The organism is Luteimonas mephitis DSM 12574 (assembly GCF_000422305.1).
GTDB lineage: Bacteria > Pseudomonadota > Gammaproteobacteria > Xanthomonadales > Xanthomonadaceae > Luteimonas > Luteimonas mephitis.
Map to the genome: position 1 here is coordinate 110,707 of NZ_AULN01000013.1, position 22,573 is coordinate 133,279.

Sequence of the window (22,573 nt, forward strand, 5' to 3'; positions counted from 1 at the left end):
ACGCCGTCGGCGGCGTTGCCCTGACCTGCGCGGCTTCAGCCGCGAGCTTTTGATGATCGGCAAGAACTCGCGGCTGAAGCCGCTCCTACGAGGGCAGGTTCGACGCGGGGTTCGCTCCGCAGCACTTCTTGAACTTGCGCCCGCTGCCGCAGGGGCAGGGCGCGTTGCGCTCCGGCGCGTCCGTGCGCCGCAGCGGCGTGCGCGGGGTGAGCATGGCGATGCGGTGGTGCTGCAGGTCGGCCAGCATGCCCGGCAGCGCGCCGATGATGTCGATGCGTTCGCGCCAGGTCAGCGGCGTCGACGGCGCGGCCGGATCGTCGCCGTCGAGCACGTCGCCGCTGGCGAGCTGGTCGAGCAGGCCCAGGATCGCGGCGATCCACTCGTCCTCGTCCAGCCAGGCGTCCCATGCCGCTTCGCGCAGGTCGACCGCACGCAGGAATCCCTCGGCCCAGTCGCTGCCCGCGTCCAGTTCGTCCGGCTGCGCGGCGTCGGGATCCTCGGGCAGCCACAGCAGCGGCGCCAGCCGGTCGGGCAGGCTGTCGTCGTCGTGGCAGGCGCGCCGCAGGGCGAGTTCGCGCGCTTCGGCCAGCAGCGCGGCGACTTCGCGCGCTTCGTCGTCGTCATTCCAGCGCGGTGCCCGCCCGCCCCAGACCACCGCCTGCCATTCGGCGTCCGGAATCGCCTCGGGGCCCACCGCCAGCGCCGAAAGGAATCCGTCCAGCGCTTCCAGGCCAAGTCCGCCGAACGGCACGGCACGACGTTCCAGCAGTTCGGCAAGCTGTTCGATGCGGTCGTCCTGCAGGGGAGGGCTCGTGGTCATTGGCGCATCCTAATGCGGCGAGCCCGGTTCGTGCAGGCGTGTGCGGATCCCGGAGGACCGGTCCGGGGCGCGCTGGCGGAAGAAGACGGTCGGGTTCGCCGATAATGACTCGTCAGGCTGAAGGAGATCCCGGGCATGTCGGCCGAGAACGACCGGGCGCGGCAACGCTACATGGGAGCCGGGCTTTCGCTGGGGGTCGCGATCGGGGTCGCGACTGGACTGGTTTTCGGCAACCTCGCATTCGGCATCGGCGTGGGCGTCGCCATCGGCGTGGCGTTCGGAGCGGCCATGGCACGCACGCATGCGGCGGGGCCGGGCAGGGACAAGGCAGGCGATGACCGCGATGCGTCCTGAGCGCCCTTTCGCGCCGAACCTGCCTGGCCGGCGGAACTAGGCGTGCCCGCCACGGCTTGCCCCTGCGGTTCCGGCCGCGCCGTTGCCGCCTGCTGCGGCCCGCTCCTCGCGGGCACCGCCGTGGCGCAGACCGCCGAGCAGCTGATGCGTTCGCGCTACAGCGCCTACGTGCTTGGCGGGCGCGACTACCTGCTCGCCAGCTGGCATCCGTCCACCCGCCCGGCGACGCTGGAACTGGATCCCGCCGTGCGCTGGCTCGGCCTGTCGGTCAAGCGCCACCAGCAAGCCGCGCCGGACGCGGCCGTGGTCGAATTCGTCGCCCGCTGCAAGGTCGGTGGCGGCTCCGCCGCGCGGCTGCACGAGACCAGCCGGTTCGTGCGCGAGGACGGCCGCTGGTATTACGTGGATGGTGACTTCGCGTAGGAGCGTCCCACGGGCGCGATTGCAGTACCGGCATGCCAATCACGCCCGCCGGGCGCTGCTCCTGCGGCTCGCCCGCGCGGCGTGCAGCCCCGGCCTACGTCGCGTTGTGCTCGAGGTGGTAGCGGGTGGCGGCCTCGACTTCATGCTTCGAACCCAGGAACACCGGCACCCGCTGGTGCAGCTGGGTGGGCGCGACGTCGAGGATGCGCGTGCGGCCGTTGGTAGCCGCGCCGCCGGCCTGTTCGACCAGCATCGACATCGGGTTGGCTTCGTACATCAGCCGCAGCTTGCCGGGCTTCGTCGGATCCTTGCGGTCCCACGGGTAGATGAAGATCCCGCCGCGGGTCAGCAGGCGGTGCACGTCGGCCACCATCGAGGCGATCCAGCGCATGTTGAAGTCCTTGCCGCGCGGGCCTTCCTTGCCGGCCAGCAGGTCGCGCACGTAGCCCTGCATCGGCGCCTCCCAGTGGCGCTGGTTGGACATGTTGATCGCGAACTCCTTGGTTTCCTCGGGAATGCGCATGTCGCGCTGGGTCAGCACGAACGAGCCCTGCTCGCGGTCGAGCGTGAACGCGTGGGTGCCGTGGCCCACGGTCAGCACCAGCATCGTGCTGGGACCGTAGATGCAGTAGCCGGCGGCCACCTGCTCGCGGCCCGCCTGCAGGAAGTGCTCGTCGCTGACCTCGGCCACGCCCTCGGGGCTGCGCAGCACCGAGAAGATCGTGCCGACGCCGACGTTGACGTCGATGTTGCTGCTGCCGTCGAGCGGATCGAACAGCAGCAGGTAGTTGCCGCGCGGGTAGGCGTCCGGGATCGGCTGGCTGTGGTCCATTTCCTCCGATGCCAGCCCGGCCAGGTGCCCGCCCCAGGCGTTGGCTTCCAGCAGGATCTCGTTGCTGAGCACGTCGAGCTTCTTCTGCGCCTCGCCCTGCACGTTGATGCTGGCGCTGCCGCCGTCGGCCGCGACCGCGTCGCCGAGCACGCCGCCCAGCGCACCCTTGCCGACCGCCACCGAGATGCGCTTGCAGGCCCGTGCAACCACTTCGATCAGCAGCCGCAGCTGCGGGTTGATGTGCCCGGCGCGCTGCTCCTCGATCAGGAAGCGGGTCAGCGAGCGCTGGCTGGAGGAAGGCGCAGGGGAAGCGGCGTGCGGCATGTCGGGAACCCTCTGTGTCGAGGCCGCCATTGTCGCATTTGTCCGCCGCGGATTCGTCCGCGTGCTGACGCCACGCTGTCAGCAGCAGGCGCGCAGCCTGTCCCGGTGCGACGTGCACGCCCGGGACTGGAGAGACTGCAATGCCCGACGCCGATGTCCCCGCGCGGTTCGAGATTCCCGCGGCCGACCGCGCCCGCGCCCACGCCTTCCACGAAGCCCTGCTCGACGCCCGGCTCACCCGCGAACGCTTCCGCCGCCGACGAGCTGGCCGTGTTTCCCTGCGCCGGCAAGCCCGACGCGTCCGGTGCGCTGGTGGCGCATCCGCAGATGGCGCCCTCGATGACCGGCACCACGGTGCATCTCTCGGTCGAATCGGTGTCCGCGGTGCTCGAGCGCCGGCCGGGGCGGGGCGGCGAAGTGCTGGTGCCGCGAAGCGGGCTGCACGGCGGCCCGGGCGTGTTTGCCCGGTTCCGCGACAGCGAGGGCAGCAGGGTCGGCCCGTGCTCGCCGCGCTGAGGCTTCGCCGCCGAAGCCGCATCGGTGATCATTGATGCCGCATGCGCCGCGCCGACCGCCTGTTCCTGATCATCCACGCCCTGCGCGGGCGCCGGGCGGCGTTGCCCGCGCGCAGCCTCGCCGAGACGCTGGGTGTGTCGCTGCGCACGATCTACCGCGACGTCGCCGACCTGCAGGTCTCCGGCGTGCCGATCGAGGGCGAGGCCGGCGTCGGCTACATGCTGCGCAAGGGCGCCGATATCCCGCCGCTGATGTTCAACGCCGCTGAACTCGAGGCGCTGGTGGTGGGCACGCGCTTCGTGCGCGCGTTCGGCGGCGAGCGTCTCGGCGTGGCCGCGCGCGCGGCGCTGCTGAAGATCGAAGCGGTGCTGCCGCCGGAACTGCGCGAGCGCAGCCGCCGCACCCGCATCTTCGCGCCGGTGATCCCGGGCCGACACGCGGCGCGCGGGCCGATCGACCGCCTGCACGCCGCGATCGAATCGCGCACGCTGTTGCTGCTCGACTATCGCGACGTCGATGGCCGCATCACCGCGCGCGAGGTCGAACCGCTGTGCCTGGCGTTCTGGGGCGGAGTGTGGACGCTGGGCGCGTGGTGCCGGCTGCGCACGGACTTCCGCGACTTCCGCCCCGACCGCATCGCCGCGATCCACGACACCGGTCGCAGCTTCGATGAAGATCCCGCGCGCGGCCTGGACGCCTACCTGCGCGCGGCGGACAGTTGCTGAATCCACATGCATGGCCGCGGCTATTTCTCCTTGCGCCAGAAGCAGGGACCAGCGGCTTCCGGCTTGCACGCGGGACAAGTCGCCGTGCAACGCTCCGATCTTCCGGAACGCTGTGGTAGAACGAACGCGAAGAACAGGCCTGGAAGGTAGAAGCGATGCAGGAGGTCGAAAACTGGCGGCGCTGGTTTGACCGCAAGGAACTCACCACCAACTGGCTGGGCTCTGAAATCAATCACTGGTTCCCGTCGTTGGCCCATTTGAAAAACCTTGACTGCCAGATCCTCGAAGTCGGCTCCTATGAGGGGCGATCCGCGATCGCGTTCCTGGAGTATCTCCCGAGATGCCACTTGACGGCGATCGACATATTCGTGGATCCCGAAGTCGAACGCCGTTTCGATCGAAACATGGCGCCCTATGGCGACCGTGTCACCAAGATCAAGAACCGCGGACTGGCGGCGATGGACGCCATGTTCAGGAAGCGGCAGTTTGACGCGATCTACCTTGATACCGGAAAGCGGCGCGAACTGACGTTTGCAAATGCCGCCATCGCCTGGTCATTGCTCAGCGAAGGCGGCGTCCTCATTTTCGATGACCTGGCGTGGGGCGAGGGCAACGCGTCGAAGGACCGACCTCACGACGCGATCTGGCTGTTCTGCCTGGCATTCGAGAGCTGCATCGAGTACCTCCACGAAGGCAAGCAGATGATCGTCAAGAAGGTGGCGGAGTGGCCCGCAATGCCGGGGGTCGAGAAGATCAGCACCCGGCATCGTTCGAGCACACCGACTGGTGGCCACGATTGAAGGCGGTGGCCGCCATCGGTCCATCACCCGGCGCCGCCGGCAGCCACGGTCACTTGCTCAGATCACCCGCAGCGTGATCGCCTTGAGCACCGCGCGGGTGCGGTCGCGCGTGCCGAGCTTGTCCAGGATCACCGAGACGTAGTTCTTCACCGTGCCCTCGGCCAGGAACAGCGAGCGCGCGATCTCCCTGTTCGAGTAGCCGCCGGCGAGCAGCCGCAGGATCGCCACCTCGCGTTCGCTGAAGGTGTCGACCGGCGGCGCATCGTCGCGGAAACGGAACCGCGCGCGCACCGGATCGGGACTCACCGGCTGCAGCAGGCAATCGCCGGCCGCGACCCGGGTGATCGCCTCGCGCAGGTCCTCGGGCGCGGCGTCCTTGAGCAGGAAGCCCTGCGCCCCGGCCTCGGCCGCTTGCAGCGGCAGGTCGCCGTCGTCGAAGGTGGTCAGCAGCAGCACCGGCGTGGCGTCGCCGCGTTCGCGCAGGCTGCGCAGCATCGCGATGCCGTCCATGCCCGGCATGCGGATGTCGCTGAGGATCACGTCGACCGGCGTCTGCCCGAGCTGCGCGAGCAGCGCGCCGCCGTCGTCCACTTCGAAGACGACGACGATGCCGAGGTTCTCCAGCAGCGCGCGCAGGCCGGCGCGGACCAGCGCCTGGTCGTCGGCCAGCGCGACGCGCAGCGGTACGGTCACGATGTTGCCTCCCGTGCCGACGGCAGTCGCGCTTCGATGCGCAGCGCACCGCGTGCGCCGGTGCCGAGGCTGAGCTCGCCGCGCAGCGCGGTGATGCGCTCGCGCATCCCGGCCAGGCCGTTGCCCTCGCGGATCGCGCCGCGCAGGCGTCCGTCGTCTTCGATGTGCACCGCGATCGCGTCGCCGTCGCGCGCCAGCCGCACCCGCACCACGTCGGCATCGGCGTGGCGGGCGCTGTTGGTCAGCGCCTCCTGCACCAGCCGCAGGATCGCCTCGGCGACGGCCGGATCGGTGACCTGCACGTCGTCGCCCATCGCCAGCTGCAGCGACGGGCGCGGCAGCGGCGCGGCCAGCGCGCGCAGCGCGGTGGCCAGGTCCAGCCCGCGCGAATCTCGCAGCGCCTGCACCACGCCGCGCAGGTCGCCGAGCAGTTCGCGTGCCAGCTGCTGCGACACGCGCACTTCCTCGCGCCCGGCCAGCTGCGGGTCCGCGGCCAGCGCGCGCAGGTTCAAGGTCATCGCGGTGAGCTTGTGGCCGGCCACGTCGTGCAGTTCGCGCGCCATGCGCACGCGTTCGGCGTCGCGCGCGCTGTCGGCCAGCAGCGCGCGCGTGGCCAGCAGGTCGGCGTTGACCCGCGCCAGCAGGTCGCGCGACTGTCCGGCGCTGTCGGCGTAGTGGGCACACAGCGCGGCGAAGATCTGGAAGCCGACGTTGAGCAGCGAGGCCACCAGCGGCGCGGGATGGTCCTGCGCAGCGAACACCAGGTACATCCCCACGTCGGCCGCGGCCACGACCAGCAGCGCGCGCAGCGGCTTCCAGGCCGTGACCACCTGCGTGATCCACACGATCAGCAGCACCTGCGCGGTGCCCGGCCGCGCGTCCAGCCACATCAGCGCCAGCGCCGCGGCCGGTTCGACCAGCAGCAGGCCCGCGCGCAGCGCCGCATGGCCCTCGCGAAGCAGGATCTCGGCCAGGAACGCCGCCAGGAACAGCAGCAGCAATCCCCAGCCCAGCGCCACGTGCGTCTCGCCGAGGAAGTGCAGCGACAGCGCCACCGCCAGCCAGGTGACGACGCCCGCGACCACCAGCGTGTGCATCAGCGGCCGCAGCGAGGGGTGCAGGATGAGGGGCGGGAAGCGCATGCGGGCATGCTGCGGCGTGCGCGCGTCGGCTGCAATGCGCGGCGCGCAAGTCGTGACTTCCGGCAGGTCGGTCAATGACGAAGGGCACTGCGCGCCGTTGCGCCGGCGGCGCAGGCTGGCATTGCCGGCGGACCTGCGCTCCATGGCAGCCGTGATGCCAAGCGCTTCGAGGAATCTGTTCCAGCGACAGGATTCCTCGCAGCGCCCGCGGTGACGGCGGGAAACCGCTTCCGACCAGCCACGCCCGGGACATCGGACCCGGACGCCGCCGCCTCGATTCCGCCAGCGAGAAACCCCTGATGACATCAATGTTGCGAACCTGCCACTTCCTGCTCCCGGTCCTGCTGGCAAGCACATCCGTGTTCGCCGCCGAAGACGTGCGCTGCCACGTCGGCACCTACCAGCTCGACGACGGCGCAATCGTCGCGATCGGCGCCGTCAGCGAGGCCTCGCAGCTGCGCTGGCGCCGCATCGACGGCCGCACCGGCCTGCTCAGGCGCGACGGGGACGGTGCGTGGACCAGCACGCTTGGCTGGACCGATCGCGCCGACGGCGTCGCGGTCGGCTTCGGCCGCTGCGGCGAACAGCGCATCAGTTTCGAAGGCCGTGCCGGCAAGCGGCTCGCATTCGACGTCACCGACACCACGTTCGAAGGCAACGGCGTGACCCTGCGCGGCCGCCTGGTGTTGCCGGAAGGAGACGGCCGTGTGCCGGTCGTGGTCGAAGTGCATGGTTCGGAGCCCTATTCGGCGGTCGACCTGAACTACATGCAGCAGCTGTTCCCGGCGCAGGGCGTGGGCGTGTTCGTGTACGACAAGCGCGGCACAGGCGAGTCGACCGGCAGCTACACCCAGGATTTCCAGCTCCTGGCAGATGATGCGAAGGCGGCGCTGCTCGAGGCGCGGCGGCTGGCGGGCGAGCGTGCCGGCCGCATCGGTTTCCATGGCGCAAGCCAGGGCGGCTGGGTCGCGCCGCTGGCGGCCAGCACCGCGCCGGCGGCGGAGTTCGTCCTGGTCACCTACGGCATGGCGACCGATCCACTGGCCGAAGACCGCGACCAGGTGATGCTCGACCTGCGCAAGGCCGGCTACGGCGACGACGTGCTGGCCAGGGCGCGCGAGGTGACCGAGGCCACCGCGCGCGTTGTCGCCTCGCGCGGCGCGCGCGGCTGGGAGCAGCTCGACGTGGTGCGCGCGAAGTACGCCGGCGAGCCGTGGTGGCCGGCGATGCAGGGCGAGTTCACCGGCATGGTCGCGCACCACACGCGCGCCGAAGTCGAGGCGATTGCGCCGACGGTGGAAGTCGGCACCAGCTGGGACTACGACCCGATGCCGGTGCTGCGCGCGCTGGCGATCCCGCAGCTGTGGATCATCGCCGGCGCCGACAGCGAAGCGCCGCCGGAGGAAACGATGCGGCGCCTGCAAGCGCTCGCCGCCGAAGGCCGGCCGATCACGACGCAGGTGTTCCCCGGCACCGACCACGGCATCGTCGCCTTCGAAACCGGCGCCGACGGCGAGCGCATGGAAACCGGCTATGCCGACGGCTATTTCCGCATGATGGCCGACTGGGTCCGCGACGGCCGCCTCGCCGCGGGAGCCTACGGCAACGCGCAGCTGCTCGCCGCGCCGTCGGCGCCGGCAGCCCCCACCGCGCCGTAGGCGAGGCTTGAGCCGCGGAGCTTCGCTGCCGGAAGCGGCGCGAAGCATTGCCGCTGCGGCCGCCGCGCGCGGGCGCCGTTCCCTAGAGCCCGTCGGCGCTACACGTCGCCGTCGCTGGCCCAGCCCTCGCCGCTGCCGCGCTGGTAGACCTTGTCGCCGTCGAGCACCGTGCCGGCCGGGATCGAGTCCTGCCGCGCCAGCCGCGCGTAGATCGGCGTGAAGTCAGGACGCGTCGCGTCCATCAGCTGCTCGAAGCTGTCGATGACGAAGTAGGTCTTCTGGTAGGTGTCGATGCGGTAGCGGGTGCGCATGATCCGCTCCAGGTCGAAGCCGATCCGGTTGGGCGCCGCGCTTTCCAGCGAGTGCAGCGACTCGCCCTTCGACGACACGATCCCGCTGCCGTAGATGCGCAATCCGTCCTTCTGCCGGATCAGGCCGAACTCCACCGTGTACCAGTACAGCCGGGTCAGGTTCTGCAGCGCCTCCGGGCCGATGCCGTGCGCCTTCACGCCGCCGCGGCCGTAGGCTTCCATGTAGTCGGCGAACACCGGGTTCATCAGCAGCGGCACGTGGCCGAACAGGTCGTGGAACAGGTCGGGTTCTTCGATGTAGTCGACTTGGTCGGGGCGGCGGATCCACCACGTCACCGGGAAGCGGCGGTTGGCGAGGTGGTCGAAGAAATCCAGCTCCGGCAGCAGCCCTTCCACGCCGATCAGGGTCCAGCCGGTGGCGTCGCGCAGCACCTCGTTGAGGTCGGCGAACCTGGGGATGCGATCGGGCGTCATTCCCATCGCGTCCTGCGCCTGGATGAATTCGTCGCTGGCGCGGCCGGCCAGCACCTCGCGCTGGCGCGCGTACAGCGTCGCCCAGGTGGCGTGGTCGTCGGCCGAATAGTCGTCCCAGGGCTGCTCGACGATGCCGGTGGCGTAGACCGGCACCTTGCCCTTGTCGGTGTGCAGGTTCTCGACGCGGCGCGGGGTGGCGGACATGGCGGCTCTCCTTTCGTACGACTCTTCACTTTATCCGCGAATCCGCGCAACGGGATTGCAAAGTTGCGCCTCAATGCGGCGTTGGCGCAAGATTATTGCGTTCAAAAGGCAAATCGCGCACGCCATGACCGCTACCGGCCTCGACCGCACCGACCTCCAGCTGCTCGCCGAGCTCCAGCGCCGCGGGCGCCTGGCCAACGCCGAGCTGGCCGAACGCGTCCATCTTTCGCCTTCGGCCTGCCTGCGTCGCGTGCAGCGGCTCGAGCGCGACGGCGTGATCGCCGGCTACCGCGCCGAGGTCGATCCCGAGCGCCTGGGCCTGGGCCTGCAGGCCTTCGTCCGCGTCCAGCTCAACCACCACGACGCCGCCTCGGTCGCCGCCTTCGCCGGCTTCGTCAACGAGTGGGACGAGGTCGTCGCCTGCCACGCGCTCACCGGCGACATGGACTACCTGCTGCAGGTCGCCGTCCGCGACCTCGAACACTTCTCCCGCTTCCTGCTCGACCGCCTGCTCGCCCAGCCCGGGGTCGCCGACGTCAACTCCAGCTTCGTGCTGCGCACGGTCAAGGCGTTCCGCGGGATGCCGCTGCCCGGAGCGTAATAGTGGCGCTATCCAATGGGCAACGGCGCGGCGTTATGCTGCGGCGGAGAAGTAGAAGCAGGTGTGAGACCAGCTATGACAGTTCATCAGCAGTCCGAAGAAGAACTCAAGGCCCACCTTGAAGAGCAGATTTCGTTTCTGAGGGCGTCCGCTGATGCCTATGATTCTGGATTTGAGGGAGAAGCGAAGCGAATTGCTGTTGCCATCCGAGTACTGATGCACGACACCCGAAATTCTACATCTCTGCTCGGTCAACTTGGTCTTAAGTCCAGTCAATTCTTAGACACATCGCTACCAACCTCACCCGGAAATATGACCTCGCATAGCGGCCTGATAGTCACGGCCATGGGTTCAGGCGGAGCCAAGTACTACGCTTTCTTGGACGATGGCATTGAGCAGCCAACGCTTCGAGACTTCGACGAGTGGTGGAACGCACCAGTTTTTATTGATTCACAGAAACGGAACGTATCAAGGAAAGAACTTGTCCTTGCTGTCGCGAACCAGGATGGTGGTGCACATGTGGATCCTGCGCTTGATAGGAAATATGCGGATTTATCCAGAGGTAACTCGCTAGGCTGGAACTTCTCTGACGGCTCGCGTGAAGAGGCTATGGGTGGTCCAGAGAAAGCAGCGCTGAGACAGGTATGCCATGAGGTCTTAAAGACATTGTTGGCCGGCTATGAGAAGCAGCCGGTTTATCCGCCAGAGACAATGATCTTTGGAGGAATGACCATGCAGGTCGTTGATTCGCCTATTCCGCCCATCGAGACACCTAGGCCCAAGCCCCAAAAGGTTGGACGTAATGAGCGCTGTCCTTGCGGTAGCGGCGTCAAGTACAAAAGGTGCTGCGGTGCGCTGGTCTAACATTTCATGTATGTACTCCTCTTGCAAAAGCGTACTGACTAATCGTTGATCATCCGAAGCGGAACGGTCGCAGTCGTGTATTCGGCCTTGAGGTGAGCGGTTTGACTCGGGCCATCATGAAATCCGCGGGTTGGGGCCTATCGTTCAAACGGCGTCGTGCGCCGGAATTGTCATCGGCCTTGCCCAACCCGGGGACCGAACCCTTCGTCATGATCGAGATCGTTGTGCATTGCTGGGCTGGAGGCGGTTACGCCAGTTCGAACACCTCTTTTGCCAAATCGATCGCGACGGTCGTAGCATGCATGACGTGGACTCCTCTCGTGATCCCGTTGACTGAAATCGCAAGTTCAGTGTGGCCCACGAGACCGTTTGGCGACGCGGGAGGAGTCCATTTCAGCATTCAAGCTAAAACGGTAGTTCCTGCGATTTAGTGGACATCCTGACCCAACTTCAGAAGTATCCATATGCCAAAGCCAAGTCCGAGAACGACGTACCAGTGCAGCGATGTCTTCAAAGCCCCGTCGTCCGCTTGAGCCAGCTGCCGGGTGTCGCGGCCCGCAAGCCGGCGGAGTCGCCTTACACACACTTTCATGTTGGTCTCGTTAGCGCAGGCTGGCTCGCGAGACATAGAGCATGGCGATGCGCCCGGTCGACTGCGAGAGCTACGCGATGAAGGTGAAGGATCTGGCTGTTCTTGTCGTACTCGGCGGGGTCGCGCTCGTCGGCTACGACAAATACAAGTCCTACGCGGCGGACGAAACACAGGCACAGGCTGTGCAGGCAGCCCGGCCGGTGCGGCAGGCGCCGCCGCCGGTGGAAGACCGGTCGTGGATCAAGTCGGACGCCACCCCGGCAGCGCCGGGCAGCGCTTCGGCCGGGGCATTCAAATGCGATGGAAGAACCCATTGCTCGCAGATGACGTCCTGCGCGGAAGCGACCTATTTTCTCCGGCATTGCCCGGGCACGCAGATGGACGGCAACAATGACGGCGAACCATGCGAGCGCCAGTGGTGCAACTGATCTCGGCAATGATCCAAACCTTATGAAGCGCCTGATGCGGCTGCCCGGATGGGGGCAGCCGTGCACTGGTTCGTCGTAACTAAAGCGGGAGGCCTGGAGCGCATGGCGGCCGAAGCCGGCGGGACCCGCAACTGCGGCCAGGCATCACGTTCCAATGGCCGCAACGACACGCTGCATCAATCCAAGGGGAGTGGCTGTGCGCGAGATCCGCATGTTGTTGGGCATGGTGCTGGCGCTTGCGCCGCTGCTATCGGTCGCCGCCGAGAAGCGTGCAGTTCCACCCGAGTACCGGCGCGCAGCCGAGCAGGCGATCGACCAGGCCTACACCGACCTGATCACGAAATACACGACCGATCCCGCGCTCAACTCGCCGCTCACCGATTACCTGCCGGCGTCCAGCACGGTGCCCACGCCGCTGCAGGTCTTCGGCAAGATCGCCGGCGCCGAGGGCTGGCTGCCGTACAGCGCCGACGTGCACCGCTACTTCCGCGAGCTGGAGAAGGCCAGCCCGCGCGTGCGCGTGATCCGCATCGGGCAGAGCGAGGAGGGCCGCGAGATGATCGCCGTGGCGATCGCCGACGAGGCGCTGATCGCCAATCTCGACGCCAACGCCGCGCGCCTGCGCAAGCTGGCCGATCCGCGCAGCATCGGCATGGACGACGCGCAGGCGCAGGCGCTGGTTGCCGAAACCACGCCGGTCTACTACATCACGGGCGCATTGCATTCGACCGAAACCGGTTCCCCGACCGCGCTGATGGAGCTGGGCTACCGGCTGGCGGTGGACGAGTCGCCGTACATCCAGAGGATCCGCGCCGGCGTCATCACCCTGATCACGCCGGTGGTGGAAGTGGACGGGCGCGACCGCAAGGTCGATGTCTACAACTGGCACCTGGCCAATCCAGGCAAGACGTATCCGTCGCTCGCCTACTGGGGCCACTACGTCGCCCACGACAACAACCGCGACGCGATGGGGCTGACGCTCAACCTCAGCCGCGCCGTGCTCGACACCTACGTCGGCCAGGGCGCGCAGGTCATCCACGACCTGCACGAGTCGTACGCGTTCCTGTACGACAACACTATCGGCACCGGGCCGTACAACGCCTGGATCGACCCGATCCTGGTCGGCGAGTGGCAACAGCTTGGCTGGGACAACGTCCAGCAGCTGACGAAGATGGGCATGCCAGGGGTGTGGACGCACGGCGAGTTCGATGCGTGGAGCCCGGGCTACCTGATGTTCATGGCCGCCACCCACAACGGCATCAGCCGGCTGTACGAAACCTACGGCAACGACGGTGCCGACACGGTCAAGCGGATCCTGCGTCCGCAGGAGTATTCGCGCACCTGGTACCGGCCCAATCCGCCGTGGCCCGAAGTGCTGTGGTCGGCGCGCAACAACAACAACTACCAGCAGGCCGCGCTGCTCACCGCGCTGCACTACTTCGCCGGCAATGGGCCGATGTTCCTGCGCAACTTCTACGACAAGGGCAAGCGCTCGATCCAGAAGCCGCGCGAATCGGGCCCCGCCGCCTACGTGTTCCCGGCCGGCGACAAGCGCAGCGGTTCGCAGGCGCGGCTGCTGCGGATCATGCAGCTGCAGCACGTGGAAGTCAGCCGCCTGGCAGCGGCGGTGGCGGTGGACGAACCCGCGCGCAGCAACGAAACCGGCAAGCCGACCGGCGATGCGTCCGGCAAGCGCCGCTTCCCGGCCGGCAGCTACGTGGTGCGCATGGACCAGCCGTACTCGCGCATCGCCGACACCCTGCTCGATCGCCAGTACTGGTCGCCGAAGGACAAGTACGATTCGCCGTACGACGACACCGGCTGGTCGATGGGCGACCTGTTCGACGTGCAGGTTGCGCGGGTCACCGACGCCGCGATCCTCGACGCGCCGATGCGCAAGGTCGACGACCCGATCGCCGTGCCGCAGGGACTGGCAAGCGTGGACGTGCCGGCCGCCGGCAAGCCGCTGCCGCGCATCGCGCTGATGCACACCTGGCTCAGCACCCAGACCGAAGGCTGGTGGCGGATGGAGCTGGACAAGATGCAGGTGCCGTACGCCTACATCAGCACCCAGGACATCACCGGTGATGCCGACCTGCGCGCGAAGTACGACGTGATCCTGTTCGCGCCGGTCGGGCGCGGCAACACGCGGCAGATCATCGACGGCCTGCCGATGTGGGGTAACGCGCTGCCGTGGAAGAAGACCGAGCTCACGCCCAACCTCGGCCGCATCGACGCGACCGACGACATGCGCCCGGGCATGGGCGAAAGCGGCGTGGCCAACCTCAAGAAGTTCGTCGCCGAAGGCGGGCTGCTGGTCGCGGCCGGGGACAGCGCGGTGTTCGCGATCGACGTGGGCCTGGCGCCCGGCGTGTCGGTGGCGTCGAGCGACAAGCTCAAGGTCGTCGGCAGCGTGCTGAAGGCGGATTTCGTCGACCGCGCGCACCCGGTGGCCGATGGTTACGACCGCGACCAGCTGGCGGTCTACAGCGAGGGCGGCCTGTCGTTCCAGGTGTCCAACCTCGCCACGCCGGGCGGCGCGCCGACGAGGCGCGGGCTGGCGACGGCAAAGGACTTCGAACGGCCCACCGGCCGCGGCGGCAAGCAGGACGTCGACATGCCGCAGGGCCGGCCGTTCGTCGCCGCGACGGCCCTGCCGGATCCGAAGCGCTGGGAGGCCACCGCGCTGAACGAGGAACAGGCGCGCAACAACCCGTGGGTGATCCCGCCCGCGCAGAGGCCGCAGGTGGTGCTGCGCTTCGCCGATGCCGACGAGCTGCTGGTGTCCGGCCTGCTCGACGGTGGCGACGAACTGGCCGGACGCGCCGCGGTGGTCAACGCGCGCTACGGAACCGGCAACGTGCTGCTGTTCGCGATCAATCCGATCTGGCGCGGCGGGACCATCGGCAGCTATGCGCTGGTGTTAAACGCGATCGCGCACCGCGACCGGCTGGGCGAGTCGCGCGGGCCGGCGCAGCGGGAGTCGGGGCAGCGGTAAGCTGTATCGGCAGCCGCGCACCGGCACCGGCAGGGGTCGCGTTGCAGGACGAGCCAACGGGCTCGCTCCGGCTGTATCGTCGATCGCGCAATGGAGGACACGGATGACGCGCTATGGAATGTCGCGGAGGCTGGCTGCCGTGCTGGCGGCGGTCGGTTGGCTGGCCATGTTCGCCTGCATGGCGTTGGCCATCCTCATGGGCACGCGCCTGGCCCGCATGGAAATGCTGCTGACCCTGTTGATCCCGATTTGCGCGGGTTTCGCCGGTGGGCTGGTGCTGGTGGTGCTGGGCCATCTCGCGCGAGCGGTGTTCGATATCGCCGATCGCGTTGCAGGCCCGGGCCGGGGCGAGGCGACGATCGAAACCGACCGGGCGGAGCCACAGGGAGATCACGCACGATGAAACAGCTGTTGCGATTGGCCATCGTCGCCACGCTCCTGGCCGCAGGCCCGGCCTGCGCCGCCGCGCCCACCGCGCCTGCCGCGGATGAAGTCGCCGCGGCGGTGCTGGCGTGCCACGCGCAGTACGCGGGCAAGTACGCGAAGTCGACGCAGGCGTCGGCGACCGAGATCGCCGAGGGCGCGTTTGCCGGCTGCAGGCACGAGATGGATGCCTACGAGGCGGCGGCGCTGGAGCGCGCGAAAACCCGGACCGCGGTGGAGGTCGGGATCGCGGGTCCGGAGGATTTCCAGCGCGATGACGTCGACCGCTTCCGCGACGACGTGCGCAGCTACACCGTCGACGCCGTACTCAAGGCGCGCGCGCTGTTCTGACCGGGCCACGGGACGGGCGGGGTCGAAGACGGCCTCCAGCCGCGCAGCCGCTCCACCCGTCCCGCGACTGGCTCACTGCGTCAGAAGCTGTTGTCGCCATCGAGCAGCCGCCCGATCCCGCCCAGCATCGAGCCCTCGCCGCGGTCCTTGCCGCCGCCCTGCGGCGCCGCGGCCAGCATGCGCCCGGCCATGCGCGAGAACGGCAGCGACTGCAGCCACACCGTGCCCGGCCCGGTCAGCGTGGCGAGGAACACGCCTTCACCGCCGAACAGCATGCTCTTGATCCCGCCGACCGCCTTCACGTCCATGTCCACGCCGGCATGGAACGCGACCACGCAGCCGGTGTCGACGTCGATGCGCTCGCCCGCGGCGAGCTGCCGCTCCATCACCGTGCCGCCGGCGTGCACGAACACCCAGCCGTCGCCTTCGAGCTTCTGCATGATGAAGCCCTCGCCGCCGAACAGGCCGGTGAGGATCTTGCGCTGGAAATGGATGCCCATCGACACGCCGCGCGCGCCGGCCAGGAAGCTGTCCTTCTGGCAGATCAGCCGCCCGCCGTGGTCGCTGAGCTTCATCGCCATCACGGTGCCGGGATAGGGCGCGGCGAACGCGACTTTCGCCTTGCCGCTGCCGCCGTGGGTGAACATCGTGGTGAACAGGCTTTCACCGGAGACCACGCGCCGGCCCGCCGACAGCAGCTTGTTGAACACGCCGCCGCCCTGGCCGGCGTGCGAGCCGTCGCCGAACACCGTGTCCATCTGCACCGCCGCGTCCTTGTACATCAGCGCACCGGCTTCCGAGATCGCGCTCTCGCCGGGATCGAGTTCGATCTCGACGAACTGCATGTCGCCGCCGACGATGCGGTAGTCGATCTCGTCGGCCTGGCTGCGGCCGGAGCCGGTGGAGGGCAGCGCCGGCATCGACGGCGGCGGCGCGCTCGCGGCCAGCGCCAGCTCCGGCACGTCGCCGACCGGTTGCCACGCCGGCATGCCTTCGCGCCAGCACAGGTCCTCGGGATGCTGCTGCGCATGGACATGCGCGGCGTTGTCGTCGAGCGGGCCGACGCGCGGGCTGTTGCTGCCGGAGCTGAAGTACCAGTGGGCCATGTGGGCGTCCTTTGCGATGGGAAGACCGAGTTTAAAGCGGCTGCCAAAGCCCACGAAGTGCCGGAGGCCGCTCCCGTGGGTCGGCGGCTGCCGCGATCGCCAGCGATGCGCGTGCAACGGCGAGAGCACGTCGGATCAGGACAGCCGGGTGATTCAGAGATACAGGCTGCCGGCCTCAGGCCGTGCCGTCGGCGGCTCCGGCGTTTCCTTCTCATCCTCGACCTGCAGCTGGTACTCGAATACCTGCTCCAAGTCGCCCAGCTTCACGCCCGGGTTGTCGTAGCGGGCCCTGACCGTGATGACGTGGATGCCGACCGACAGGGGACGGATCATGAGCCAGTACCCGTCCGTCGCGGCGGGGAACCACGATTTCGTCCTCTCCAGGTAGGGAGCGACCGGAAACGCGTCGAAGCAGTGCGGGGTCGACTGCCTGAACCGCCCGATCCGGGTAATCGCCTGGCCGTCGATGGTGACTTCTACCTTGCCGAGATGGTCGTTGTTCGCCGCTACCATTACACGCGCCTGCTGGCATGTGAGTGGCTTGCCGGGCCGCGAGTGCGCGAGCATGTTGATGATCGGCAGGAACACGTACTTGCCCGCGGGCATGCGGCAATGACGCGTGGTGTCGGCGGTGCCGTCGGTTCCGGCCAGGAACCAGACCGCGCCCGACTGGTTGAGGCCGCACTGCGCGCCGGTGGGATCCTGGTACGGCCGCACGCCTGGCGGCACGAGGTTGGCCCATTGCCACCAGCGCACGGCATGCTCGCGTTGATCGAGGCCATCGACCTTCTCGCCTGGCGGCACCACCGGGCTCGCCGGTTCGGCCGCGGCCGCCGCCGCCAGAAGGGCCGCCAGCGCAAGGCCGCAGTGGACGCGGATGTGGTCACCGGCCATCGATCTCCTCCCGGAGCTTCGCGATCCCGCGTTCGAGCTGTTCGACGTCCTCGCGCACGGCAGGGTCGCTGCGATCGGCGAGTTCGACGTACTTCTCCGCGGCTTCCAGCCCGCCTTCCATTCCCATGGGCCCCAGCACGAGGAAGCGATCCCGCCAGCCCAGCGCGAACTCCGGGAATTCGCGATTGAGAATCTCCACCTCGACCAGCGCCTTCTCGTACTGTTGCCCCTCTCCCAGCGTCGTGACCAGCTCGTGCAGGGAGTCGCGCCGCAGGTTCTCGACCTCGTCGTCCTCGATGGCGATCCGGTAATGGCGTTCGGCATCCGCGATCCTGCCCAGCCGCCGATAGGACGACGCCATGAGGTAGTGGACGTAGGCATCGTCCGGATCGAGCCGGTTCGCTTGCTTGAGGTAGCGCAGCGCCCACGCGGGATCCCGGGCATGCCACAGCAATGATCGCCCCAGCGTGCGGACGATGTAGGGCCGGCCCTGGCGGAAACGCGCGGCTTCGAGCAGGTGCACCAGCGTCATCCACGAGCCCTGCCCAATCTGGAGCATCGAATCGGCGAGGTCTTCCTGGGCGTCGGGCGCGGTTGCCCGCAACGCGACGGGCCGCAGGACCTCGATGGCCTGCGCGTACTGGTCGCTGTCCATCAACACGTTGGCGGCATCAATGGCGGGCGCGACGATGCTGAGCGCCAGCAGCGGGCGTCGACTCACGAAGGGGGCCTGTTCGTCGGCAAACGCCTGCATCAGCGCGTAGCTGCCGCCCCAGCGGGGTTCCAGCGAGGCCATTCTGGTTGCGGCCACGTCCGGGCAGGCAGGATCGACGCTTCTGGCGGCCTGCAAGGCCCACTGTTCCATCCCGGAATCGGAAATCATGTTTGCGATGTTGATCAGGCCCACGTAAGCCGGCAGCAGGCGTGGTTCGATCTCGATCGCGCGCCGATAGTGTTTCACCGCAAGCGCGGCAAACTCCCTCATGCGCACGACGTTCTCGCCGGGCGTGTCCTTCATCCACTCGTAGCCCCGGGCCTGCCATGCCATGCGCCGGTAGTAGGATGCACGCGCGGCCTGGCCGTAGGCGCTCCCGGGAGCCTTGTCGAGCCACGCCTTGGTCAGCCGTCCGGCCTCGTAGCTTGCGTCGAAAGCATGAAAATCCGAATGGATCGCTTCGCTGAAGCCGGTGGCGCTGAAGTGACGCTCCAGATCGGCGGCGAACAGCGCGTCGATCCCGGAAACCGCATCGCGGTCGAGCAAGTCCTGCACTTGGGCCAGGGTGATCTTGGGTCCATGGTTGGCTTCGCAATGCGCCCGGGCCATGCCTTCTGGCCACTGGTTGCCGGGAAGATCGGGAAAGGCCAGGCACCGCCCCAGCGGATCGGTGATGAGGTCGGCGGCGTGGGCTGCAACGAGGAACTCGCGCACCTCGGTCGGTGCACCGGCGTAGGACGGGTCCAGCGCCACTTCAGGAGCATCCGCCGCCAACGCCAGCGGGCCGGACAGCATCAATACGCAAGCGAGAAACAATGGCCTCGCGGCGATCCCAATGGCAGCAGTCATCCCCGTCCCCCGTGACATGCCACTTCCGGCCCGTGACCCCGAAAGCAGCCCTTGGGCAACGATTGCATACGTGAGCGGTGCCGGCAACGGGCGTGCGGAGCTGCGTCGCGCGACATGCGGACGCACTCGTGTTGCCGTCCCGGGAGCGGTCACGGCCGCTCCTGCAGGGGCGGTGATGCTACTTCGCGAACATCCCGCCGAAGAAATCGCCGTCGTTCCAGCGCGGCCGCTCGGGCGCTTCGCCGACCAGCTGCCCGATGCGCGCGTTCAGGCGCGCCATGCGCGCGGCGTCGCCGTACTGGATCGGCTGGGTATTGGCGTCGTCGCAGGGACGGTGGTAGCAGTTGCGCAGGAAATAGCGCAGCGCCACCTTCGGGTCGCGGCCGCCGTCCTTGTCCGCCGGCACCACGCCGCCGCTCAGGTACACCGCCGGCACTCCGGCGCGGATGAAGGCGTACTGGTCGCTGCGCACGAACACGCTCTCCTCCGGGAACGGATCCGGCGACAGCTCCACGCCGATCTCCTTCGCCGCGGTTTCCAGCACGGCCTGCAGCGTGGAATGCTCGACGCCGATCGGCACCACGTCGGTGGTCGGCGCCATCAGCACCGGCATGTCCATGTTGATGTTGGCCACCATCGAGCCCGCGGGCACGGTGGGATGGGTCGCGAACCACTCGGCGCCGAGCAGCCCCTTCTCTTCGGCCGTCGTTGCGACGAACAGCTGCGAGCGCCTCGGCCGTTCCTTCGCCGCGGACAGCTGCCGCGCGGTTTCGAGCATGATCGCCACGCCCAGCGCATTGTCGAGCGCGCCGTTGTTGATGCGGTCGCCTTCCCCCGGCGGCTCGATGCCGATGTGGTCGAGGTGCGCGCTGTAGACCACGTGCTCGCCGGCCAGCGCGGCATCGCCGCCCGGCAGCCGGGCGACGACGTTGCGCGACTCGATCGGTTCGATCACCGAGCGCGAGCCGAGGCTGATCGTGCCCGGCAGCGCGAAACCCCTGAGCGTGCCCGCTTCGGCGGCGTCGAACAGCTGCGCGGCGGTCTGCGCGCCGTCGGCGAACACCAGGTCGGCCGCCGCGGCGCTCACCGTCGCCGCCACCCGCAGCTGCGGGAAGGTATCGATCCCCTTGCCGTCATCGCCGCGCAGGCGCATCGCCGGGCGCACCCAGTTCGCCGCGCGCTGCGCCCACGGCCAGCCGGCTTCGTCCTGCGGCGTGTTGACGAACACCACGCCCACCGCGCCGCGTTCGGCCACTTCGCGGAGCTTCTCGCGGTACGACGAATGGAACGCGCGGCGATCGTTGTCGAAGCGCGCCGGCGCGCCGCCGAACAGGACGGCGATCCTGCCTTCCAGGTCCAGGCCCTTGAAATCGTCGACGCCGAGCGCCGGCGCATACACCGCCTGGCCCACGAACACCGCCGGCGCTTCGACTTCCGCCTGCGCGGCGTTGAAGCCGGGCAGCGGCAGGAACTGGTCCTGGAAGCGCAGCGCGATGCTGCGCCCGTTGCGGGTGACGGTCAAGCGCGCGCCGTCGCGTTCGAGCGTGGACTTCAGCAGCGGCACGCGCTGGAAGAACGTGCCGTCGTCGCCGGCCGGCTGCAGGCCGATGGCGGCGAAGCGCTTGCCGACATGATCCGATGCCATCGTGTAGCCGCGGGTGCCGGCTTCGCGGCCTTCCATCGCGTCGTCGGCGAGCGCGCGCACGTCGGCTTCGATGCGTCGTGCGGACGGGTCGTTGGCCCAGGGCGCCGGCGTGGTGTCCGCGGCTGGAGCGGCGTCGGCCGGCGGCGCGTCGCGGTTGCAGGCGGCCAGGCAGAGCAGGGCCAGGAGGCAGGCGGTGGTGGCGGCGCGGCGCATCGCAAAGGTTCCGGCTTGGGAAGCCGCGACGCTAGCACAGCGGAATGGCCACGACCTCGCTTCGCCCGCCGCAGGCGCGGCCCATGGCCGCGAGCTTACGGCAGCCCCTCTGCGAAGCCATGCGGGGAACAAGCGCAGGGGCTCGCGGCCATGGGCCGCGCCTGCGCGATGCCGCGCCGGGGCAGCGGCTATGCTCGCAGGCGGGCCGCCAGCTGGATCCACCATGACCGCACCCTCCCATGCCATCGCCGTGCCGCCGACGCGCTTCGAGCGCTTCTTCCTGCTTGCGGTGGTGGCGATTGCGCTGGCCTGGTCGCTGGCGATCGCCCGCGACCGGATGACGTGGCTGCTGGAGGTGGTCTGGGTGATTGCGGCGCTGCCGCTGCTGGCATGGCGCTGGTCGAGCTTCCCGCTCACGCGCCTGCTGTGCTGGCTGCTCGCGGCGCACGCGCTGGTGCTCATCCACGGCGGCACCTACACCTACGCGCAGACGCCGCTCGGATTCTGGCTGCGCGACCTGTTCGGATTCGAGCGCAATCCCTGGGATCGCGTCGGCCACCTGATGCAGGGCTTCGTGCCGGCGATCCTCGCCCGCGAACTGCTGCTGCGGCTCACGCCGTTGCGTCGCGGCGGCTGGCTGGTCTACCTCGTGCTCGCCGCCTGCCTCAGCTTCAGCGCATTGTTCGAACTGTTCGAATGGTGGGCCGCGCTCGCCTTCGGCGCCGAGGCCGACGCCTTCCTCGCCACCCAGGGCGATGTCTGGGACACGCAGTGGGACATGTTCCTGTGCCTGCTCGGCGCGATCGCGTCGCTGCTGCTGTGGTCGCGACTGCACGATCGCCAGCTCGGGACGTGCGTCGTGCCGGTCAGGCACCGTCCGGCAGGGTGAGCCCGAACAGGGCCAGTGCCCACAGCAAGGCGCCCAGGATGATCCACGCGTAGTTGGCCAGGCCCAGGTGGGCATTGCCACCTCCGGCGGAATCACCACAGGCAACGTTGGCTGCCTTCTGCGTGGCGAAGAGAAGTCCACCGATCGGAATCAGCAGCGCAAGGCTGATGATGTCGCTGAGCGGGGAGCCGATCGAACGTGCGGACAGGCGGTCGAAGATGCTGGAGATGATCTGGAACACCACGTACCCGGTCGCACATGCAGCGGGCGACCAGCGGTGCAGGAACCCCGATCGCGACAGCGCAGCGTCGATCTTCCCGTTGAGGCTGTGCATGAAGAAAATGGAGAAGATCGCCCGCGGGACCGGCCACAGTGATTCCTGGTGCCAGGAGCGGTATCGCGCCCAGTGCTGGTACAGCCAGAAATACTGGTAGAGGCCAAGCGTGAAGAAGTACAGCAGCAGGAATTTTCGCGGCGCAACGACGTAGAACTCGAGGGCCCCGTGCGATCGGCTCGCCAACTCGCCGACGCGAGCCAGCGGTGGAGCGTAAACGTTGTCTTGCCCTGCGAAATCGCTGGCCTGGTCGTGCATCGCCCCCTCCCCGAGCGCACGATGCCACCCTTGTGGGGATTGCGGCAACCTGCGGCGTCGGCGCGTAGGTCGGGGCTATGCCCCCGATGGTTCTCCGCGATGTCGCGGGATAACGCGCGCAGAGGCGTTGCAAGCTG

23 protein-coding genes are annotated in these 22,573 nt (G+C 68.5%); 13 read left to right on the forward strand and 10 right to left on the reverse strand.

Features of this window, described 5'->3' with window-relative positions; genetic code table 11:
• Nucleotides 1-85: 85 nt before the first annotated feature.
• Entirely contained in the window at nt 86-820 is a 735-nt protein-coding gene (locus H570_RS0103015) for a UPF0149 family protein (RefSeq protein ID WP_027079456.1), read from the reverse strand.
• A 135-nt stretch (nt 821-955) separates the two neighbouring features.
• Between H570_RS0103015 and H570_RS16145 the strand changes: the two genes are divergently transcribed.
• Complete coding sequence (locus H570_RS16145) at nt 956-1,174, forward strand: glycine zipper domain-containing protein (RefSeq protein ID WP_051176051.1); 219 nt, start codon at nt 956-958, stop codon at nt 1,172-1,174.
• A gap of 42 nt (nt 1,175-1,216) precedes the next feature.
• On the forward strand, nt 1,217-1,597 hold the full coding sequence (locus H570_RS0103025) for a YchJ family protein (protein WP_027079457.1): 381 nt from the start codon (nt 1,217-1,219) through the stop codon (nt 1,595-1,597).
• Between the two features lie 94 nt (nt 1,598-1,691).
• On the opposite strand, the gene H570_RS0103030 is transcribed toward H570_RS0103025, so the two are convergent.
• A complete protein-coding gene (locus tag H570_RS0103030) occupies nt 1,692-2,753 on the reverse strand; it encodes a class 1 fructose-bisphosphatase (protein ID WP_027079458.1) in 1,062 nt (353 codons plus the stop codon).
• Nucleotides 2,754-3,023: 270 nt separating this feature from the next.
• On the opposite strand from H570_RS0103030, the gene H570_RS16150 reads away from it, so the two are divergent.
• From H570_RS16150 to H570_RS0103045, 3 genes are all read left to right on the forward strand, one after another.
• On the forward strand, nt 3,024-3,269 hold the full coding sequence (locus H570_RS16150) for a VOC family protein (protein ID WP_051176053.1): 246 nt from the start codon (nt 3,024-3,026) through the stop codon (nt 3,267-3,269).
• Nucleotides 3,270-3,310: 41 nt separating this feature from the next.
• Complete coding sequence (locus H570_RS0103040) at nt 3,311-3,994, forward strand: helix-turn-helix transcriptional regulator (RefSeq protein WP_027079459.1); 684 nt, start codon at nt 3,311-3,313, stop codon at nt 3,992-3,994.
• Nucleotides 3,995-4,149: 155 nt separating this feature from the next.
• Nucleotides 4,150-4,794: an O-methyltransferase gene (locus tag H570_RS0103045; RefSeq protein ID WP_027079460.1), complete on the forward strand. Its 645-nt coding sequence runs from the start codon at nt 4,150-4,152 to the stop codon at nt 4,792-4,794.
• Between the two features lie 57 nt (nt 4,795-4,851).
• Here H570_RS0103045 and H570_RS0103050 read toward each other — a convergent pair whose 3' ends face one another.
• The gene (locus H570_RS0103050) at nt 4,852-5,487 is read right to left on the reverse strand and encodes a response regulator transcription factor (protein ID WP_245559525.1); all 636 of its coding nucleotides are present in this window, start codon (nt 5,485-5,487) and stop codon (nt 4,852-4,854) included.
• Entirely contained in the window at nt 5,484-6,608 is a 1,125-nt protein-coding gene (locus H570_RS0103055) for a sensor histidine kinase (RefSeq protein WP_425411544.1), read from the reverse strand. Before H570_RS0103055 ends, H570_RS0103050 begins: the two co-directional genes overlap by 4 nt.
• A gap of 320 nt (nt 6,609-6,928) precedes the next feature.
• Here H570_RS0103055 and H570_RS16155 point away from each other — a divergent pair, with 320 nt between their 5' ends.
• The gene (locus H570_RS16155) at nt 6,929-8,287 is read left to right on the forward strand and encodes an alpha/beta hydrolase family protein (protein ID WP_051176055.1); all 1,359 of its coding nucleotides are present in this window, start codon (nt 6,929-6,931) and stop codon (nt 8,285-8,287) included.
• A 98-nt stretch (nt 8,288-8,385) separates the two neighbouring features.
• Here H570_RS16155 and phhA read toward each other — a convergent pair whose 3' ends face one another.
• Nucleotides 8,386-9,276: a phenylalanine 4-monooxygenase gene (gene phhA, locus H570_RS0103065; RefSeq protein WP_027079462.1), complete on the reverse strand. Its 891-nt coding sequence runs from the start codon at nt 9,274-9,276 to the stop codon at nt 8,386-8,388.
• 124 nt (nt 9,277-9,400) lie between these two features.
• Here phhA and H570_RS0103070 point away from each other — a divergent pair, with 124 nt between their 5' ends.
• The 6 genes from H570_RS0103070 to H570_RS0103090 all read left to right on the forward strand — a co-directional run bounded on the left by H570_RS0103070 (nt 9,401) and on the right by H570_RS0103090 (nt 15,533).
• Complete coding sequence (locus H570_RS0103070) at nt 9,401-9,877, forward strand: Lrp/AsnC family transcriptional regulator (protein ID WP_027079463.1); 477 nt, start codon at nt 9,401-9,403, stop codon at nt 9,875-9,877.
• 15 nt (nt 9,878-9,892) lie between these two features.
• Nucleotides 9,893-10,741: an SEC-C metal-binding domain-containing protein gene (locus H570_RS19185; RefSeq protein ID WP_211219067.1), complete on the forward strand. Its 849-nt coding sequence runs from the start codon at nt 9,893-9,895 to the stop codon at nt 10,739-10,741.
• 633 nt (nt 10,742-11,374) lie between these two features.
• Entirely contained in the window at nt 11,375-11,761 is a 387-nt protein-coding gene (locus tag H570_RS19535) for an excalibur calcium-binding domain-containing protein (protein ID WP_342664532.1), read from the forward strand.
• Nucleotides 11,762-11,972: 211 nt separating this feature from the next.
• Complete coding sequence (locus H570_RS16160; RefSeq protein ID WP_211219068.1) at nt 11,973-14,759, forward strand: M14 family zinc carboxypeptidase; 2,787 nt, start codon at nt 11,973-11,975, stop codon at nt 14,757-14,759.
• Nucleotides 14,760-14,862: 103 nt separating this feature from the next.
• The gene (locus H570_RS0103085; protein ID WP_156899811.1) at nt 14,863-15,162 is read left to right on the forward strand and encodes a hypothetical protein; all 300 of its coding nucleotides are present in this window, start codon (nt 14,863-14,865) and stop codon (nt 15,160-15,162) included.
• The gene (locus H570_RS0103090; RefSeq protein ID WP_027079466.1) at nt 15,159-15,533 is read left to right on the forward strand and encodes a hypothetical protein; all 375 of its coding nucleotides are present in this window, start codon (nt 15,159-15,161) and stop codon (nt 15,531-15,533) included. The genes H570_RS0103085 and H570_RS0103090 overlap by 4 nt, the downstream gene beginning before the upstream one ends.
• A gap of 80 nt (nt 15,534-15,613) precedes the next feature.
• On the opposite strand, the gene H570_RS0103095 is transcribed toward H570_RS0103090, so the two are convergent.
• The 4 genes from H570_RS0103095 to H570_RS0103110 form a co-directional block, all read right to left on the reverse strand.
• Entirely contained in the window at nt 15,614-16,639 is a 1,026-nt protein-coding gene (locus H570_RS0103095; protein WP_027079467.1) for a TIGR00266 family protein, read from the reverse strand.
• Between the two features lie 153 nt (nt 16,640-16,792).
• Nucleotides 16,793-17,533, reverse strand: a complete 741-nt coding sequence (locus H570_RS16165) for a hypothetical protein (protein WP_051176058.1) — start codon at nt 17,531-17,533, stop codon at nt 16,793-16,795.
• Nucleotides 17,523-19,043 carry a DUF4034 domain-containing protein gene (locus H570_RS0103105; protein ID WP_027079468.1) on the reverse strand — a complete coding sequence of 507 codons (1,521 nt, stop codon included), beginning with the start codon at nt 19,041-19,043 and terminating at the stop codon, nt 17,523-17,525. The genes H570_RS16165 and H570_RS0103105 overlap by 11 nt, the downstream gene beginning before the upstream one ends.
• A 232-nt stretch (nt 19,044-19,275) precedes the next feature.
• Entirely contained in the window at nt 19,276-20,955 is a 1,680-nt protein-coding gene (locus tag H570_RS0103110) for a M20/M25/M40 family metallo-hydrolase (RefSeq protein ID WP_027079469.1), read from the reverse strand.
• A gap of 223 nt (nt 20,956-21,178) precedes the next feature.
• Here H570_RS0103110 and H570_RS16170 point away from each other — a divergent pair, with 223 nt between their 5' ends.
• Nucleotides 21,179-21,844: a DUF2238 domain-containing protein gene (locus H570_RS16170; protein WP_084499780.1), complete on the forward strand. Its 666-nt coding sequence runs from the start codon at nt 21,179-21,181 to the stop codon at nt 21,842-21,844.
• Here H570_RS16170 and H570_RS0103120 read toward each other — a convergent pair.
• Entirely contained in the window at nt 21,822-22,436 is a 615-nt protein-coding gene (locus tag H570_RS0103120; RefSeq protein ID WP_027079470.1) for a hypothetical protein, read from the reverse strand. The genes H570_RS16170 and H570_RS0103120 overlap by 23 nt on opposite strands.
• Nucleotides 22,437-22,573 lie beyond the last annotated feature (137 nt).